12 protein-coding genes and 1 pseudogene are annotated in these 17,212 nt (G+C 71.1%); 8 read left to right on the plus strand and 5 right to left on the minus strand.

The window, feature by feature from the left end; translation table 11 throughout:
• Positions 1 to 21: 21 nt before the first annotated feature.
• Positions 22 to 810 (minus strand): GNAT family N-acetyltransferase, encoded by a 789-nt coding sequence (locus tag ACNTMW_RS06380; RefSeq protein ID WP_426632442.1) that lies wholly within the window; start codon positions 808 to 810, stop codon positions 22 to 24.
• A 363-nt stretch (positions 811 to 1,173) separates the two neighbouring features.
• Positions 1,174 to 1,980, minus strand: a complete 807-nt coding sequence (locus ACNTMW_RS06385) for a transposase (protein ID WP_426632444.1) — start codon at positions 1,978 to 1,980, stop codon at positions 1,174 to 1,176.
• A gap of 137 nt (positions 1,981 to 2,117) precedes the next feature.
• On the opposite strand from ACNTMW_RS06385, the pseudogene ACNTMW_RS06390 reads away from it, so the two are divergent.
• Positions 2,118 to 2,249 (plus strand): annotated as a pseudogene (locus ACNTMW_RS06390) (transposase); the annotation flags it as partial.
• Between the two features lie 130 nt (positions 2,250 to 2,379).
• Here ACNTMW_RS06390 and ACNTMW_RS06395 read toward each other — a convergent pair.
• Positions 2,380 to 2,700 (minus strand): GYD domain-containing protein, encoded by a 321-nt coding sequence (locus tag ACNTMW_RS06395; protein WP_426632445.1) that lies wholly within the window; start codon positions 2,698 to 2,700, stop codon positions 2,380 to 2,382.
• A gap of 507 nt (positions 2,701 to 3,207) precedes the next feature.
• Between ACNTMW_RS06395 and ACNTMW_RS06400 the strand changes: the two genes are divergently transcribed.
• Complete coding sequence (locus tag ACNTMW_RS06400) at positions 3,208 to 3,762, plus strand: TIGR03086 family metal-binding protein (RefSeq protein WP_426632446.1); 555 nt, start codon at positions 3,208 to 3,210, stop codon at positions 3,760 to 3,762.
• Positions 3,763 to 3,987: 225 nt separating this feature from the next.
• Positions 3,988 to 5,910, plus strand: coding sequence for a discoidin domain-containing protein (locus tag ACNTMW_RS06405; protein ID WP_426632447.1), 1,923 nt, complete (start codon positions 3,988 to 3,990; stop codon positions 5,908 to 5,910).
• Between the two features lie 111 nt (positions 5,911 to 6,021).
• Here the strand turns inward: ACNTMW_RS06405 and ACNTMW_RS06410 are convergent, their stop codons facing one another.
• Together ACNTMW_RS06410 and ACNTMW_RS06415 are read right to left on the minus strand one after the other, a co-directional pair.
• Positions 6,022 to 8,730: an ATP-binding protein gene (locus ACNTMW_RS06410; RefSeq protein ID WP_426632448.1), complete on the minus strand. Its 2,709-nt coding sequence runs from the start codon at positions 8,728 to 8,730 to the stop codon at positions 6,022 to 6,024.
• Positions 8,731 to 9,118: 388 nt separating this feature from the next.
• Positions 9,119 to 12,718, minus strand: a complete 3,600-nt coding sequence (locus tag ACNTMW_RS06415; RefSeq protein ID WP_426632449.1) for an ATP-binding cassette domain-containing protein — start codon at positions 12,716 to 12,718, stop codon at positions 9,119 to 9,121.
• Positions 12,719 to 12,900: 182 nt separating this feature from the next.
• On the opposite strand from ACNTMW_RS06415, the gene ACNTMW_RS06420 reads away from it, so the two are divergent.
• The 5 genes from ACNTMW_RS06420 (at position 12,901) to ACNTMW_RS06440 (ending at position 17,205) form a co-directional block, all read left to right on the plus strand.
• Entirely contained in the window at positions 12,901 to 13,425 is a 525-nt protein-coding gene (locus tag ACNTMW_RS06420; RefSeq protein WP_426632450.1) for a PadR family transcriptional regulator, read from the plus strand.
• Positions 13,422 to 14,180: an ABC transporter ATP-binding protein gene (locus ACNTMW_RS06425; protein ID WP_426632451.1), complete on the plus strand. Its 759-nt coding sequence runs from the start codon at positions 13,422 to 13,424 to the stop codon at positions 14,178 to 14,180. Before ACNTMW_RS06420 ends, ACNTMW_RS06425 begins: the two co-directional genes overlap by 4 nt.
• Positions 14,177 to 16,384, plus strand: a complete 2,208-nt coding sequence (locus tag ACNTMW_RS06430; RefSeq protein ID WP_426632452.1) for an FtsX-like permease family protein — start codon at positions 14,177 to 14,179, stop codon at positions 16,382 to 16,384. The genes ACNTMW_RS06425 and ACNTMW_RS06430 overlap by 4 nt, the downstream gene beginning before the upstream one ends.
• Positions 16,385 to 16,534: 150 nt before the next feature.
• Entirely contained in the window at positions 16,535 to 16,948 is a 414-nt protein-coding gene (locus tag ACNTMW_RS06435; protein WP_426632453.1) for a DUF2089 domain-containing protein, read from the plus strand.
• Entirely contained in the window at positions 16,948 to 17,205 is a 258-nt protein-coding gene (locus tag ACNTMW_RS06440; protein WP_426632454.1) for a hypothetical protein, read from the plus strand. Before ACNTMW_RS06435 ends, ACNTMW_RS06440 begins: the two co-directional genes overlap by 1 nt.
• The last annotated feature ends 7 nt before the right edge of the window (positions 17,206 to 17,212 follow it).

A 17,212-nucleotide genomic window follows, 5' to 3' on the forward strand; every position in this document is an offset into this window, starting at 1 on the left:
CCTCTGAGGTGAAACAGGCGCTTACCGCTGCCAGTGGTAGGGCGTCGTCGTCGAAATCTTGACCAGGCCGGAACGTTCGAGGATTGGGCGCGAGTACTCGGTCGAGTCGCTGTTGATGAGCGTCTTGCCCATAGCGAGTGCTGAACGGGCCCGCGCGGCCGTCAACGCGCGGTAGATCCCGCGACCGCGCCACTCCTCGCGAGTCGCGCCGCCCCAGATCCCGGCGAAGTTGGTACCGCACACTGGCTCCAGCCGGCCAGCGCTGATGATTCGCCCCTCAGCTTCGGCAACCCACAACTCCATCCCGTCATCGGAGGCCAGGCGGTGCAGGACGGCGTTCGCCATTTCATCGCTCACTGGGTCGCCGAAAACCTCGTCTTGCATGGCACTCATCGCGCGGACGTCTGCCTCCTCAGTGACTCGACGCAATGTCACGCCCTCGGGGAGCGGAACGTCGACGGCTAGGAGCCGCGCCTCGCCGATCATGATCGACTCGGGTGCGCCTGCGATGAAGCCGTTCGCTAGCAACGCCTCGTGCAGCCCTGGCGCATGGTCGTGACCACGGGTCTTCCATTCGACCCGGCTGATCTCGGGGTTCGCACGGTAGCGGGCGAGCGCCTCTGGGACGAGTTTCCGGATTGTGTCGACGTCCGCCCCGCCGAGGTCGCGGTAGGTGACAAACCCACGTCCACCAGCGAAGGTCACGAGGCGCAGCGGTCCGAATCGGGTGATTGAGACCGCGCTTGGCGTCTCGGCGTCAGTGCGAAGCTGCTCGTCATAGGCCGCAAGGAGGTAAGCAGGGTCGATCATGTCCGTCACGGTGCGATGGCGGGACCGAGGGAGCAACCGGTTTTTGCGTCAGCGGCGAACCAGTTCCGCCCTGTCAGACGCCCGCTCATGTCTGTGTTGTGGGGCGAGCCGGCGGTGCGGGCGCTGTTCGAGGCGCGGCTGGCGGCCGTCGCGGGCGCATCGCGACTGCGCCTAAACCGAACGCCCTTCTGAGTTGTTTTAGTTATCTTTGTCCGACCGTTGTATATCAACGATAAACGACATGGAACAGCTGTTCTATATTGCGTGCCGTTGATCTCGCTCGACTTTCGCGGTTAGGCCGCTGCCTGTGCCCAGGCCAGCTGCACAGCGCGAATTTCGTCGGGGGTGGGCTGGTGGGGCACCTCAGGTAGGAAATGGGCGGCGATGAGCACCCGCCGGAGCTTGGCGATCATGTCGGCGTACGACGGGCAGGTCTTGGTGGTGTACCAGGGTGCGCAGCGGCGGCGTTCGCGGGCCACGGCGGGGCGGTGGCCGGCCAGGTGGTACCAGATGATCACGATGCTCTGGGTGATGAGTCCGAAGGGAACGGCGCGTTCCACGCTGTTTGCAGATGCAGGCGCCGTCGGCCACCACGTGCACGATCCGCTCCCCGGCGGCCGCGGCGATCACCTCGACCAGTTGGTGGGCCAACACCGTCTTGGTCGGTCCACCCTTGTGCCACAACCGCATCAGCGCCGGCAGTGCCACCGGCCGATCCAGAAACGGCAGATCGACCAGGACGGCGGCGACCACGAAGCTGTTGCCGCGCGAGAGTCGCTTGCCGTACTTGGGTACCTTCAGCGAGCCGTCGTAGCCCCAGTGCGCAGCGTGCACCCACCGGCCCGAACGGCGAAACATCGTGTCGTCGATGGCCACCACCAACGGCGCACCCACCGGTATCAGCCAGCCGGTGATCAGCCGCAACACCACCAGCCCTACCGCGTCGGGGTTCCCGCGGGCGGCGGTGAAGAACCGGTGCGTCCGGCTGTGACGCCAGGTCCGCGCCAAGCCGGCGCCGGTCAGCATGCCGCACACTGTGCGATGCGTGGGCCGGGCGATCATTCCGGCGACCAGAACGGTGAACGTGACAAACGTCGGCGTCGTGAAGCACGGCCGGAACGGCTCCAGCGCGCGCCTCAACGACCCCGGTAGGCTGTGCGTCCGGAGCATCGGCGGCGACTCTCTTTAGGAGTTCACAGGAAACCGTCGATGCTCCTTGGTTGCGCCGCCGACATCGCTACGACACGCCGGCCGCGCGGATCGACTCGTCGACCTCGACCAAATCTCCGCCGACATCGGCGGTTCCGGCCGTCGTGGCCGGACTGAGCCTGCCCTACAGCAACGGCCCCACGGAGGGCGCCAACACCAAGGTCAAATTCCTCAAGCGGCAGATGTGCGGCCGAGCAGGATTCACCCTCCTACGCCAGCGGATCCTGCTCGCACAGGTCACCGGCCGCGGCCACCGTTACCGTGCCAGAGCCAAACGAAACGGTGTGGACGATGCGTGTTGTAGTGGTCGACGGACGCACGCCAGCCGTCGAAGGGCGGAACCGGCTGGCCGTCCCCGGATCACGCGCCGGGCGCGCGGTAGTCGACGGTCTGCTTGACCGCTTGGTCGACTTCTGCCGGGGTCAGCAGCACCACGGTCTTGGTGGTAGCTCCACCGGACGCGCCAACCGCGAGAGCGACGGCGGCGGCGGCCTTGTTGTCGGGCAGTTCGCAAATCAGATGCACGTCGGGCTCACCGAATCCGAAGTCGAACGACTCAAGCCGTCCGCCGACGCTTTCGACCGTTCTCCGGACCGACTCGACTCGTCCGGTGCCCCCATCCTTGCGTAGCCCGCGTAGCCCGTCGAGTGTGTAGGTCGACTGGATCAGGAATCGTGGCATCGCGATCACCCCCTTCCAACCGAGCGTAACCACCGGAGGCATACCGGCCGAAACGCCCAGTTGGCGGCAAAACCGCATCATTTGAAATCCCGACGACGAGCGCGGACCACTCACCGCTGGGGCAGCCGTTCCCGGCACCGCCCATGAAGATCACCAAGTTGCGCGGCCGGCAAAACGCAGTCTTGATCAGGTCACAGCCACACCGGCGTCAGCCTGCCGCACCCCGACCCTCCACCAAGGATGGCCCATCGCCGTATGCGTGCCAGAGCCGGAGATCGGACAGTCCCAGTGCGTGGGCATCGAACACACGGGAGCAGGTCGTTCAGCACAGGTTTCGGTTCAGGCGCGCGGACACGATGCGCCGACGACGCCCGGACAGCGGCGTGTGAGCGCGTGGTGGGGAGGATGATCCGGTGAGCTCCGGCGACGAGCGGCAGAAGGCGATGAGATTGTGATTGCGGACGGGTCTGAGCAGGGGAACGGAGTTTGAGGGAGAGGATGCACGGAATGACCGACGCAGCAGACGAACACCGCGTCATCGCGGCCGTGTTCACCGAGCGTGTCCGAGGCGTCGCCCCGTCCGCTTGGGACAACCCGGCCCCCGTTGCGGGGTGGGTCGCCAGAGACGTGGTGCGTCACCTGGTCGAGTGGCTCCCGGCGCTCGTGCGAGCCGGCGCGGGGGTCGAACTTCCGGAGGGTCCGGCGGTGGACGACGATCCGGTGGCGGCTTGGGTGGTTCATAACGATGGGGTGCAGGCGCTGCTCGACGATCCCGCGACGCGGGGAAAGATCCTGGCTAACCCGCATCTGGGCGAAATGCCGCTCGACCAGGCGATTGGCATGGTCTACACCCCTGACGTCTTCATGCATACCTGGGACCTGGCACGAGCCACCGGGCAGGACGAGGGACTTGATCCCCACAGGTGCGCCCAACTCCTTGAGGTGATGCTGCCGATAGAAAGCACGTTGCGGGCGAGTGGTCAGTACGGGCCGAGAATCGACGTGGCCGAAGATGCCGACGTGCAGACCCGCCTGATCGCCTTCATCGGCCGCAGGCCATGAAGGCGTCACCGTACCGCTCGAACCCATCGCGCAGTCGCGCACGCGCGTCGAGATAGCTCCACGTACTCATCGTTTTCGATGTCAGTCTTGACGTGGTCGCAGTAAAGATCCTATGTTTGCCTCGTTTCCCACCGATCGGTGACCGGCTATGCAATCGCGCGTTCGGAGCGTACGAGTTCCGAGGTTCAAGGGAAACCGTACCCGGACGGCGGGGGAGAGGTGCAGATGACCAGGAAGCTACGACCACCGAAACATCGGCTCACTCGGCTCGGCGTCGGCGCCACGGTGCTCGCCATGCTCCTCGTTGCCCTCGGCGCCCCACCGGCGCGCGCCGAGCTGTACCACCCCCGCCAGACGTGGATGCGCAACGCCACCGCCGGCCTGTTCCTGCACTGGGGCCTGCGCACCACCCGCAGCGACCCGGCGGCGCCGCCGTTCACGAACACCGACTGCGCGGCCTGGGAGGCCGAGGTCACGGGCAGCGGCTGGAACGCCGGCACGTGGGTGTCCGCGGCCCAGAAGCTGCACGCGCAGTACCTCGTGCTCGCGTCCTTCCACAGCCGGCTCGGCTACGCGCGCGCCTGGCCGTCGCGGATCCCCGGTAGCTGCTCGACCACGCGGGACTTCCTCCGGGAGACGATCGACGCCGCGAAGGCGAAGGGTCTCAAGGTCATCCTGTACATGACCGACGACCCGCAGTGGTACTGGGAGGGCCTGCGGGACAAGCCGGCCGACCCGAAGAATCCCGACCCCGGCGATGTGAACCTGCCGAACTGGTTCGACTCGGCGGCGTACTCCGCCTACAAGGGCAAGCCCGTCAACCTCACCACCCGCGACGGCTTCGGCGAGTTCAGCTACGACAACTTCTTCGAGGTCATGCGCAACTACCCGGATCTGTCCGGCTTCTGGATCGACAACGACAACAAGTACTGGGAGGACCACAACCTCTACCAGCAGGTCCACCAGCTCCGCCCCTCCTGGTTGTTGAGCAACAACAACGAGGACACCCCGGAGATGGACACCGTCAGCAACGAGCAGAAGACCGGCATGACCCCGCCGTACGACTACAACTCCGCGCTGTGGACGTCGATGCCGCGGCTGACCGAGTCCTGCTACAAGCTGCCCGCCAAGGGCGCGTGGTGGTACGACGGCGAGGGCCCCAACCGGGCCGGCGGCGCCGAGGTCGACAAGAAGCTGAACGTCGGCCGGTTCATCTCCAACGTCGCCGCCTCCAGCAAGGCCCTCGAGGCCGAGACGTCCAAACTGGACGGCAGCTTCCCGGCCAACCAGGAGGAGTTCAACAACTTCATGAACACGTACCTGCCCCCGATCTGGGAGTCGATCCACGGGGTCGAGGGCGGCGGGTACATGTACGGCGGCCTGCAACCCGGCGCCTTCAACGACGGCGCCTACGGCTACACCACGATCGGCAAGGACGACCGCGACCGGCACTACATCCATGTCATCGACCCGCCGGCCGCCGGGACGGAGCTGAAGGTCCGCGACAACGGGTACGTGGTCCGCACGGTCCGCGACGTGCGTACGGGTAAGAAGTTCGACTTCAGCCAGAGCGGCGGGACGCTGACCATCAAGGGTGTCACCACCTGGGACCCGTACGACACCGTCTTCAAGGTCGAGACCGACGGCCGTACCGGCATCCACCGCAAGGGCACCGTCACCGCGACCGCGTCGGTGTCGGCCGCCGGCCACGACGCCTCGGCCCTCGTCGACGGCGACTACACGAAGTACTGGGACAACGACGCGACCCTGCCCGCGGCCATCACCCTGGACCTCGGCAGGGCCCGCAAGGTCGCCTACGTCGCGGTCAACCAGCGCGAGTGGTCACCGACCCAGCCGCGCACGTCGTTCGGCCATCCCGAGGACTCCGCCCGGATCAAGGATTACACGGTGGAGGTCAGTACCGACGGCACGACGTGGACGGCCGTCCGGTCCGACACGATGCGCAGCGCCCGCGCGGTCCAGTTCATCGACCTCAATGTGGCACGCGCCCGGTACGTGCGGCTGACGGTCACCACCACCTGGGCGACCGAGACGCTGCCGGAGTACTACAAGAAGCTGCGCATCGACGAGATGTGGGCGGGTGGCGAATACCCGAGCACCCGGGGTCGGGGCTGGTGGCCCTGGTGACGCGGTGACCGGGTAGGCGTGACCCGCCGGGCCCGTAACCCGACGTCCACATCTCTTGCCGCTACCGGGGAAACGGCCCGCCAGGGATCAGCTGGCGGGCCGTTTTCGTGCTCATCGATCGTGCGGGTGGTGGGCGGCGCCGGGTGTCCCGTCGAGGGCGGTGAGGTGGGTGCGTACGTCGTCGGCGTCGTGGAATCCCCGGTCGGTGTGCAGGGTCAGGGCCCGTTCGTAGTGGTGCCGGGCGCGGGCAAGGTCGCCGAGAGCACGGTGGGCGTGGCCGAGCCCGGCGTGGGCGCGGGCCTGCTGATCGAGGCTGGTATCGGTCAGCGCGGTGGAGTGATGGGCCACCGCGTCGGCGGGGTGGCCGGCGGCGAGGGCGGCTTCACCCAGACCGTTGAGCGCCCGGGCTTCGCCGTAGCGGTCGCCGGACTGCCGAAACAGGGCGAGCGCCTGCTGATGGAGCGCGATGGCCTGATCGGGGTGACCGAGGCGGGTGTGGACGCTGCCGAGGCCGTACAGCGCCCAGGCCTCACCACGTGGCTGGCCGAGCTGCCGGAACAGAGCGAGCGCCTGCTCGTGATGGTCGGTTGCGGTCCGGTGGCGGCCCAACCGCTCCTCGACCAGGCCGAGGTTGACCAGCGCGTTGGCAACGCCTGCCGGGTAGCCGGCCTGCCGGAACAGGGCCAGCGCCTGCTCGTGGTGGTCGTGCGACGACCGGTAGCGGCCCAGCCGCTCCTCGACGACGCCGAGGTTGTTCAACACCTGGCCCTCGCCGGTCCGGTTGCCGACCTGGCGGTACACCGGCATCGCCTGCTCGTAGTATGCGATGGCGGTCTGGTAACGGCCCAGCCGCTCCTCGACGATGGCGAGGCCGGCCAGCACGTGCGCTTCGCCGTCTCGGTAGCCGCTCTGCCGGTACAGGGCCAGGGCCTGCTCGTACCGGTCGGCGGCCGCCTGGTAGCGGCCCCGGTTCTCCTCGATGACGCCGAGGTTGGTCAGGACGCGGGCTTCGCCGACCCGGTCGCCGGCCCGCCGGAACAGCGCCAGGGCCCGGTCGAACTGGTCCACGGCCGGGTCGACCCGACCGAGCCGGAAGTTGGTGGCGGCGAGGCCGAGCAGGGCGCGGCCCTCTCCGGCCAGGTCACCGGCCTGCCGGGCGGCGTCGCGGGCATGCCCGTGGATGGTCAGCGCATCGGTGTAGCTGCTGCCCTCGAGGTAGCGGTACAGGATCATCGACAGCCGTACGGTGTGACCGGGCCAGCCGTGGGCGGCGGTGTGCGCGGCGGCCATCGCCAGGCATGGGCGTTCGGTGTCCAGCCACCGCCGGGCGGCTTCCGGGTCGGCGAGGTCCGGCGTGGGTGTGGTGGGCGCGGGGAGGTCGGGTCGGTCGTGGGCGCCCACCATGTGCAGGCGCTCCGCGGCGGCCGCGGCGGTGGTCAGGTAGTAGTCGAACAGTCGGGTCGACGCCGCCCGGCGGTCGGTGTCGGAGTCCTGTGCGGTGGTCAGGCTGGTGGCGTAGGCGCCCAGCAGGTCGTGCAGGCCGTACCGGCCGGGGCCGGTGGGGTGGACGAGGTGGGCGCGGGCGAGCCGGTCCAGGGCGCGGCGCGCCGGTGAAAGGCCGGTGCCGGCGAGCGCGGCGGCGGCGTGGGCGTCGAGGTCCGGGCCGGGGTGCAGGCCCAGCAGCCGGAACGTGCGGGCGGCATCCGGCGGCAGGTTGCGGATCGACCAGGAGAACACCGCCGCGACGGAGGCGCGGGGGTCGCCGTCGGCGTCGAGCAGGTCCAGCCGCGACTGCTGGTCGGTCAGTTCGGTCACCAACTCCGCCAGGGGCGTGGTGGGGCGGGCGACGGCCAGTTCGGCGGCGACGCGCAGCGCCAGCGGCAGATGGGCGCACTGGGTGGCCAGCCTGGTCGCGGCGTCGGGGTCGGCGTCGACGCGGTAGCCGATCAGCCGACGCAGCAGGGTGACCGCGTCGGCCGGCGGTAGCAGGTCGAGGTCCAGTCGGTGGGCGCCGTGCACGGCGACCAGCCCGGCCAGGCTGTCGCGGCTGGTCACCAGCACCATGCAGGAACCCGTTCCGGGCAGCAGCGGGCGGACCTGTTCGACGGTGGCGGCGTTGTCCAGCACGATGAGCATGCGCCGGCCGGCGATCTCGGTGCGGTAGCGGGCGGCCCGCTCGTCCGGGTCCGCGGGAACCTCGGGGCCGGGCACCCCCAGCGCGGTGAGGAACCGGGCCAGCACCTCCCCGGGGGTCGTCGGCTGTTCGGGGTCGTAGCCGCGCAGGTTCGCATACAGCTGCCCGTCCGGGAACCGGTCGAGTGCCTGGTGGGCCCAGTGCACCGCGAGCGCGGTCTTGCCCACGCCGGCGGTGCCGGCGATGGCCGAGATCACCACGGCGGCCGGCCGGTCCCCGTCGTCACGCAGCTTGGTGAGGTGCCGTAGGTGATCGGTACGGCCGACGAACCCGGCCACGTCGGCGGGAAGTTGCGCGGGAGCGGGCCGTCCGCGCGCCGGGCCGGTGTCGACGGCGCCGCCGGGGGACCCGCCCGCGTGACCCTGTCCGGTGTCGTCCAGCGCGGACCGGCAGAAGCGGTCACGGTCGGCGCCGTGCAGCGCGAACGCGTCGGCCAGCAGTCGTACCGTCCCGGGCCGGGGGTGCCTGACGCGGCCGGCCTCGAGGTTGCGGATGCTGCGGACGCTCACGCCCGTCCTGGCGGCCAGTTCTTCCTGTGTCATGCCCTGTCGCTGGCGGTAGGCCCGCACCTGCGCGCTGAACATCCGATCCTTCCCCAGGAACCACACCCCGACGGGCGGCGGCATCGGCATCGACTCTGACTGATGCCGCGCACGGGATTCTACCGGGGACGTTGCCGGTCAACTGCCGGCCACCGACCTGGCAATCACGAGAGTGTCCGGCGATCGTGGGAGATGTCCGACGAGCGGGGCCGTCACCGGGTACCGCTCGTCGCCCAGGATGGCGCGCGCCGGGGTGGTGGACTGACACAACGGGGGGCCCACCACCCCGGCGGGCGCACGTCCAGAGATCACCGTGAGTACCCAGGGACGCCGGCCGGCCCTACTGGCTGGAACAGACGGCCGGTATCCACCGTTGTCTGCGGGACGAGCTGGTGGAGATCTGTCGCGAGCAGCGAACCGGCGCAGACCGGATCGCCTGGGAGGAGCCACCACGGGGCCGGTCAATGACCGCTCACCCCGCGAAGTGACCCCAGCGGTCCTCCAGTTCCCGCCACGTACCCTGCGCCACGGCCGTACCCGCGTACAGCACCACGACCCGGTCGGCCCGGACGAGCGCGGCCCGCTTCGACGTCGACCCGATCACGGTCACCCCGTGGTCGCGCAGCGCCCGCCACAGCTCCAGCTCGGTGGTGACGTCGAGGGCGGACGACACGTCGTCGGCGATCAGCAGCTCGGTGCGCGGCGCCAGGGCCCGGGCCAGCGCGAGCCGTTGCAGCTGACCTCCGGACAGTCGGGTGCCCTTGTGTCCGATCAGCAGGCCGAGCCCGCCCCCGGCGGCCGCGAGGTCGTGCTCGAGCTGGGCGGTCGACACCGCGCCGGCGGGGTCCACGTCGTGGCCGAGCGCGATGTTGTCGGCGACCGTACCGGACAGCACGCGCGGCAGCTGGGCCACGTACCCGACCTGGTTCGGTCGGAGGAACAGCTCCGGCTCGGTGACCGGTTGCCCGTTCCAGCGCAGCGACCCGGTGTGGTGGACGATCCCGGCCAGGGCGCGCAGCAGCGACGACTTGCCCGAACCGACCGGCCCGACCACCAGTACCAGCTCCCCGCACGCGACGGTCAGGTCGATGTCGTGGACCCCGACCGTGCCGTCCTCGTGGACGGCGGTGAACCCGGCCAGCTCCAGCCGCCGCAGCGGATGCCGCGGTGCGGCGGGAGGTGCCGGCGCCGTCCCGGCCGACAGGTCCACCCCCGGTACGGGCGCCGAGTACGCGCCGGCCCCGCACATCGCGACCGTCCGGCGGGTCCAGACCCGCGCCGACGGTAGCTGCGAGACCAGGGACGCGGTGGTCCAGGCGAACCACCGGGCCGCGCCCAGAGTGGACACCGCGACCAGGGTCGCGCCCGACGACAGCCCACCGGACAGGTACAGCGCCCAGGCGCCGACCGGCAACAGTCCGCTGACGACGGACGGTGTCGACCGGGCCCACACCTGTACCGCGATCTCCCGCCACTGCCGGTCGCTGCGCACGGCGTCGAGCCGGGCCAGGTGGGCCAGCACCGGCCGGGTGGCCCCGGCCAGCTTCACCGTGCGGGCCGCCGACAGCGACGACACCAGCGCCGTGGCGAACGCGGCCCGGGCGGCGACGGTACGGCGCGCGGAGCGCTCCAGCAGCGGACCGAACAGCGTCGCGGCCAGCCCCGACACCAGCATCGTCCCGGCGAAGAACAGCGCCGGCACGACCGTCCCCGACACGACGGTCATCGAGACCACGATGACGCCGCACACGAACTGGTCGATCAGGTTGTCGGCGAGGATGACCACCCGTTCGGTGTCGCCGCCCTGGGCGACCACCTCGGCCGGGGTGTGCGCGCTGACCCGGCGCGGCCCGGTCTGCCCGTGCACCAGGCGCAGGCTGATCCGCAGCATCTGGCGGACCCACCACTCCGGAAACCACTTGCCGGTGTAGTACGGCACCGGCAGGGTGACCATCAGGCCGGCGACGATCCCGGCGGCCGGCCAGAACAGGTCGCCGGTGCCGTCCACCAGGTCGGCCCACAGCCACGGCAGCACCGACCCGTCCAGCCCGAGCAGGACGACGAGCAGGAACAGCGCCAGCGCACCGAGCCCGTACCGGGCGTCGTTGGTGGCCAGCCGGAAGATCTCCCGCATCGTCCGGGCCGGTGCCGGCTCCGGCAGCGGCGGAGGGTCGACCTTCGGGATCGGGTCCGCCTGCTCCCACGCGGTGGGCCGGGTCCGCCCGCCGTCGGGCGCCGGGCCGCCCTCGCCGGAGCCGTCGAGCGCGTCCGGTTCGTCGTCGGCGGCGACCGCCAGGCCGATCCGGTCCGGGCCGGCCCCGCGGTCCGGCCGTGCCGCCGTGCCCGCCACCGGGTCCGCCAGGATGCCCGTCGTCGCGCCCACCACCGCCGGTACCGGCGCGTGACTCGCGGCCAGCAGCTGGGCGAACCGCGTCGACTCCCGCAGCGGTTCGGCCTCGACCACCTCACCGTCGGCCAGCACCACGACCTCGTCGCACTGGCGTACCGACGACAGCCGGTGGGCGATGACGATGCCGATCCGCCCCCGCAGCAGTCGTTCGGTGGCGCGCTGCACCCGGCCCTCGGTGGCCGGGTCCAGCCGCGCCGTGGCCTCGTCGAGGATGACCACGTGCGGGTCGCGCACCAGGATCCGGGCGAACGCGACGAGCTGCTCCTGCCCGGCCGACAGCACGTGCCCGCCGTCGCCGAGCCTGGTGCGCATCCCGTCCGGCAGGGTGTCCACCCACGACGTCAGCCCCAGTTCGTGTACCGCCCGGTCCGCCGCCTCCAGCAGGTCCGGGTCGAACAGGGCGATGTTCTCGGCAAGCGTGCCGGCCAGGATCTCGGTGCGCTGCGGGACGACCGCGATCCACCGGCGCAGCGCCTCGATGTCGAGGTCGAGCAGGTCGGCCCCGCCGAGGAAGACCGTGCCGCGCGGGACGTCGACGGCCCGGGTGAGCACCTTGGCCAGGGTGGACTTGCCCGAGCCGGTCCGCCCCACCAGGGCATAGGACCGGCCGCGGGCGAACGTCAGGTGGACGTCGCGCAGCGCCGGCAGCCGGCCGGTGTCCGCGCCGGCACCGGTGCCGTACCGGAAGGTCAGGCCGCGGATGGCGAGGTCTCCGTCGGCCGGTGGCGCCCCGCCGGTCGGCTCCTGCCGGGCCGCCCGCAGCAGCTGGACCCGGCCCCACGCGCCGAGGGCGTACTGCACCTCCGGCACCATCCGGCTGCCGTGCTCGACCGTCGCGCCGAAGGCCAGGGCGAGCAGCCACACCGCGGTGAGCCGGGCGCCGTCGATCCGGTCGGTGGCCAGCGCCCAGACCCCGCCGACCACGACCGCCGCGATGCCGGCGCGGGTCACCCCGGAGGCGATCGTGGCGACCCGCGCCGACATCGACCACACCAGCCGCCCCCGGCCCAGTACCCGGCTGGCCTGCCGCGCGTACAGGCGCAGCACGTACGGCCTGGCCAGGCTGGTACGGACGTCGTCCTGGCCGTGGATCGCCTCCTCCATCACGGCGGCAACGTCCGACCAGGCCTCCTCCTCGTCCATCCGGGCCGGGCCGATCCGGCGGGTCGCGTCGCTCAGGCCGACGGTGAGCAGCACGACCAGTACCAGCATCCCCAGCCCGGCGGGCCACCAGACCACGAGCGCGGCGACGATCGACAGCGCTCCGGTCGCCATCAACTGGGCGACCCGGACGCCCCTGCCGCGCAGTTCGGAGGCGACCTGGTAGACATCTCCGTCGATGCGGTCCAGCAGTTCCCCGACCGGGGTGTTCTCCAGGGTCGGCAGGTCCTGCCCGAGGGCCACCCGGCACAGCCGGCGGCGCACGTCGGCGGCCCAGTCCGCGGTCAGCCGGGCCGTGATCAGACCCACCGCGAGGTCGCTGCCGACCGCCGCGACCAGCGCCCCGGCCAGCACCGCGAACAGCCCGGCCGAGCGGTGCAGCAGGACGGCGCCGGCCAGCGCCGCCGCCGCGGCCTGCCCGCCGGCGCCGAGCACGATCAGGCAGGCCACGACCGCGGTGCGCCGCGGTGAGGTGGCCCAGAGGTCCCGGAGCAGGCGCATCGGACGGTTCTCCCAGCTGTGGTGGCGGGAGTCCAGCCTGGTGGGAATGTCGGGGCCGCTCAACGCATTTTCGAGGCCGCAGCGGCGGGCCAGCCGGGTGGCCGGTCCCTACTCGACGGTCCGGTGTGGTCGTCGCGGGTCAGGTATATACGCGGTGTATACCCTCAGTGTATGGTCGCGGCATGAGCGTTCCTCTCACCCTCCTGGGCCTGCTCGAGCGGGAGCCCAGCCACGGGTACGACCTCAAGCGCGACTACGACGCGTACTTCGGCCGCGGCAAGCCGCTGCCGTTCGGCCAGGTCTACTCGACCCTCGGCCGCCTGGCCCGTGACGGCAAGGTGGTGGTCAGCGAGGTCGGGCCGGGTGACGGCCCCGACCGCAAGCGCTACGTCATCACGGACTCGGGGGCGACCGAGGTCGACACCTGGCTGACCGAGCCGGTCGAGCCGGAGCCGCATCTGCAGACCGTGCTGTTCACCAAGGTCGTGCTCGCGCTGATGCTGGACCGCCCGGCCGAGGAGTACCTCGACACCCAGCGCCGCGCCCACCTGCGGCGGATGCGGGAACTGACCGAGCTCAAACGGACCGGCGGCCTGGTCGACGCGATGCTGGCCGACCACGGCCTGTACCACCTGGAAGCCGACCTGCGCTGGATCGACGGGACCGCGGCCCGGCTGGACGCGCTGGCTCGGGAGGTACGGTCATGAGCGGCGCCGACCGGTACGCGGAGATCTCCGCGCAGCGCCCTGTCCCGCAGGAGCGCCCGCACGTCGCGGAGCGCCCCGCCATCGAGGCGCGTGACGTCGTCCTGTCGTTCGGCGAGACCCCCGCGCTGCGGGGCGCCAGCCTGGCCGCGGCCCCCGGCGAGATCCTGGCCATCATGGGTCCCAGCGGGTCGGGGAAGTCGACCCTGCTGCACTGCCTGGCCGGGATCCTGGTTCCGGCGTCGGGCGAGATCTGGTTCGACGGCCAGCGGGTCGACGCCATGGCCGAAACCCGGCGCAGCATCCTGCGCCGGGAGCGTTTCGGGTTCGTCTTCCAGTTCGGTCAGCTCGTCCCCGAGCTGACCGCCGAGGAGAACGTCGCCCTCCCGCTGCTGCTGGGTGGGGTCCGCCGGTCGGCGGCGGTGCGGCAGGCCCGGGACTGGTTCGCGCGGCTGGGCCTGAACGGCCTGGAACGGCGCCGGTCCGGTGAACTGTCCGGTGGGCAGGCCCAGCGCGTCGCGCTGGCCCGTGCGCTGGTCACCGGCCCCGAGATCCTGTTCGCCGACGAGCCGACCGGCTCGCTGGACTCGCTCACCGGCGAGCAGGTCATGGACCTGCTGGTCGGCACGGCGCGGGAGCAGGGCACCACCGTCGTGCTGGTCACCCACGAGGCCCGGGTGGCCGCGTACGCCGACCGCGAGGTCATCGTCCGGGACGGACGGGTCGGCGCGCCCCTGCCGGATCGGATCGCCTCATGATCCGCTTCGGTCTCCGGCTCGCGGTGGCCAGTGGCAGGGAGGCGGTCACCCGCCTGGTCGTCATCGCCGCGGCCGTGGCGCTCGGCGTCGGCCTGCTGCTCGCCACCCTGGCCGGGATGAACGCGGTCAACGCGGTAACGGCCCGGTTCGCCTGGCAGGCCACCGGCGCCGGGTCCACGGCGGGGCAGTCCGCCGGTGCCCCGGCGACGGATCCGGTGTGGTGGCTGGTGCGCGAGGACTACTTCGCCGGTCACAAGATCGTCCGGCTCGACGTCGCCGCGACCGGGCCGGACTCGCCGGTTCCGCCGGGTATTCCGCACCTGCCCGGACCCGGCCAGTTCTACGCCTCGCCGGCGCTGAGTGAGCTGCTCGGTTCGACCCCGGCTGGGCAGCTCGCCGACCGCTTCCCCGGACAGCGGATCGGCACGGTCGGCCCGGCGGCGCTGCCGAGCCCGACCTCCCTCGTCATCGTCGTCGGCCGTACCCCTGACCAGCTGTCGCACCTGGACGGAGCGGTCCAGGCCACCAGCATCCGGACGACTCCGGCCGGTCGCGCCGTCGCCGCTCTGGACCTCGTCCTCTCCGTCGTGGCGGGCGGACTGCTGTTCCCGGTGCTCATCTTCATCGGTACCGCGACCCGGCTCGCCGCGGCCCGTCGGGAGCAGCGGTTCGCCGCGATGCGGTTGATCGGCGCGACGCCCCGGCAGATCTCGGTGATCTCCGCCGTCGAGTCGACCGCCGCCGCCGTCGCCGGCACCGCCGTCGGATTCGGCCTGTTCTTCCTGTTCCGTCACCGGCTGGCCGCGATTCCCTTCACCGGCGAGCCGTTCTTCCCCGCCGACCTGTCGCTCAACGTCCTCGACGTCCTGCTGGTCGCGCTCGGCATCCCGGTCGGCGCGGCGGTGGCGGCCCGGATCGCACTGCGGCGGGTACGGATCTCTCCGCTCGGCGTCACCCGGCGGGTCACGCCGCGCGCCCCGCGGGCGTACCGGCTGGTCCCGCTCCTGCTGGGGATCGGTGAACTGGCCTTCTTCATCGGCCGGCGCCCCAGCACCAGCGACGGTCAGGTGGCGGCGTTCCTTCCCGGCGTTCTCCTGATCATGGCGGGGCTGGTCATCGCCGGACCCTGGCTGACCATGGTCGGGGCCCGGGCGATGGCGCGGCGCTCCAGCCGGCCCGCCGCTCTCATCGCCGCGCGGCGGCTCGCGGACAACCCGCAGGCCGGTTTCCGGGCCATCAGCGGGCTGGTGCTCGCACTCTTCGTCACGAGCGTCGCCGCCGGCGTGATCACGACGATCGTCGCCGAGCGCGGCGCCCCGCGGGACGGCAAGGCCAGCGGCACGCTGTACCGGCTCTGGCCCGGCGCTCCGGACCCGGGCGTGACGACGTCGGTACCCGATGCCATCATGGCCGGTCTGCGTGCGACTCCGGGGGTGCGGAGCGCGACGGTGGTCCGTTGGAACCCGGCCGCGCTCGACCGCGGCTCGAGGACCTTGCCGGGCCTGGTCTCGTGCGCCGACCTGGCCCGGACTCCGGCGTTCGGTCGCTGCGCCGACGGCGCGGCCGTCGCGCAGGTGTGGCCGGACCTCAGTGAGAGGGTTGAACCACCCCGGCCGTCGACGGTCTGGCCGACCGCGTCGATGTCCGCCGAGGACCTCCAGCGGCTGCCGGTCGCGTCGGTCGTCGTCGGTACGGACGGGTCGACGACGGCGATCGAGCGGGCGCGTACCGTTCTGGAGGTCGCCTACCCCGACCTCCGGCAGCCGCCGTTCGCCGACGGCGATTTCGAGTCGGACTTCACCAACACCCTCACCGGATGGCAACGGTTGGCCGACGTGGTCATCCTCGCCAGCCTGGCCATCGCCGGCTGCAGCCTGGCGGTGAGCGTCGTCGGTGGGCTCACCGAGCGCAAGCGCCCGTTCAGCCTGCTGCGGCTGACCGGTGTGCCGGTGCGCCTGCTGCGCCGCGTCGTCGCGCTGGAGAGCGCCGTCCCGCTGCTCGTCGCCGCCGTGGTCGCGGTGGGAACCGGCTTCCTCGCCGCCCACCTGTTCCTCCGGGCGCAGATGGACTACTCGCTGCGGTTCCCGGGGAGCGGGTACCACCTCATCGTTCTCGCCGGGATCGCCGCGTCGCTCGGCATCATCGCCTCCACCCTCCCGTTCCTGGAACGGATCACCGGACCGGAGACCGCGCGCAACGAGTGACGCCCGCTGCGTCGTGCCGGCCGGGCCCCGCCGTCCAGGACGAGCGTGGGTTGTGTGACGCGGCGGGGCCGTGACGGGCGGCAGGGCGGGGTGGCGGACCGGCAGGGAGCCCGGAGGACGCGCGAGTGTAAGAAAATTAAGATCAACTTCTTGAAAGTTAAAGGAGCGCCGGGTACAACTTTAGATATGACAGAGCAGGCGATGGACTGGCAGGAGCTCACGAACCTGACCCGGGGCCAGCCGTTCGTCGTCGAGCGGGTGCGCCTGGCAGGCAGCGGCGTCGCGATCGAGGGCGAGTTCGAGCTACCGCAACTGGCTCAGCTCACCGTCGAGGATCAGGTCTTCGTCACGGCGTTCGTGCGGTGTCACGGTTCCATCAAGGAGATGGAGCGGATCTTCGGGGTGAGCTACCCGACGATCAAATCACGACTGAACCGGATCACGCAGCTGCTCGACTTCGTCGAGACCGATCCGGCGCCGTCGCGGGCCGACATCATCGATCGGTTGCGCCGCGGCGAGATCACCGCACGGCAGGCACTGTCCGAATTGGAGGGCCGCACGTGATGCCGCAGTTGTTGACCGTACGGGTCAACCGCCCGGATGGTCGTCCCATCCGGATCTGGGTCCCGGTACTCCCCGTAGTGCTCGTGTGCTCACCGGTCGTGGTCCTGGCCGTACTGGTGGCGGCCGTGGCCTGCCTCGTGTACCGCGTCGGTGTGGTGCGGGCACTCGGCACCGGTTGGCGCATCGTCTCCGCGTTGCCCGGCACCCGGGTCGACATCGAGCAGGGCCGCACGGCTGTGCTCGTAACTATCCGATAGGAGAGGT

The organism is Planosporangium spinosum (assembly GCF_049999945.1).
Lineage (GTDB): Bacteria > Actinomycetota > Actinomycetes > Mycobacteriales > Micromonosporaceae > Planosporangium > Planosporangium spinosum.

Coding starts and splice junctions, on each gene's coding strand:
- ACNTMW_RS06405 (WP_426632447.1), top strand. CDS start 3,988: ATGACCAGGAAGCTACGACCACCGAAACATCGGCTCACTCGGCTCGGC.
- ACNTMW_RS06425 (WP_426632451.1), top strand. CDS start 13,422: ATGAGCGGCGCCGACCGGTACGCGGAGATCTCCGCGCAGCGCCCTGTC.
- ACNTMW_RS06380 (WP_426632442.1), bottom strand. CDS start 810: ATGATCGACCCTGCTTACCTCCTTGCGGCCTATGACGAGCAGCTTCGC.
- ACNTMW_RS06400 (WP_426632446.1), top strand. CDS start 3,208: ATGACCGACGCAGCAGACGAACACCGCGTCATCGCGGCCGTGTTCACC.
- ACNTMW_RS06430 (WP_426632452.1), top strand. CDS start 14,177: ATGATCCGCTTCGGTCTCCGGCTCGCGGTGGCCAGTGGCAGGGAGGCG.
- ACNTMW_RS06385 (WP_426632444.1), bottom strand. CDS start 1,980: ATGCTCCGGACGCACAGCCTACCGGGGTCGTTGAGGCGCGCGCTGGAG.
- ACNTMW_RS06410 (WP_426632448.1), bottom strand. CDS start 8,730: ATGCCGCCGCCCGTCGGGGTGTGGTTCCTGGGGAAGGATCGGATGTTC.
- ACNTMW_RS06395 (WP_426632445.1), bottom strand. CDS start 2,700: ATGCCACGATTCCTGATCCAGTCGACCTACACACTCGACGGGCTACGC.
- ACNTMW_RS06415 (WP_426632449.1), bottom strand. CDS start 12,718: ATGCGCCTGCTCCGGGACCTCTGGGCCACCTCACCGCGGCGCACCGCG.
- ACNTMW_RS06440 (WP_426632454.1), top strand. CDS start 16,948: ATGCCGCAGTTGTTGACCGTACGGGTCAACCGCCCGGATGGTCGTCCC.
- ACNTMW_RS06420 (WP_426632450.1), top strand. CDS start 12,901: ATGAGCGTTCCTCTCACCCTCCTGGGCCTGCTCGAGCGGGAGCCCAGC.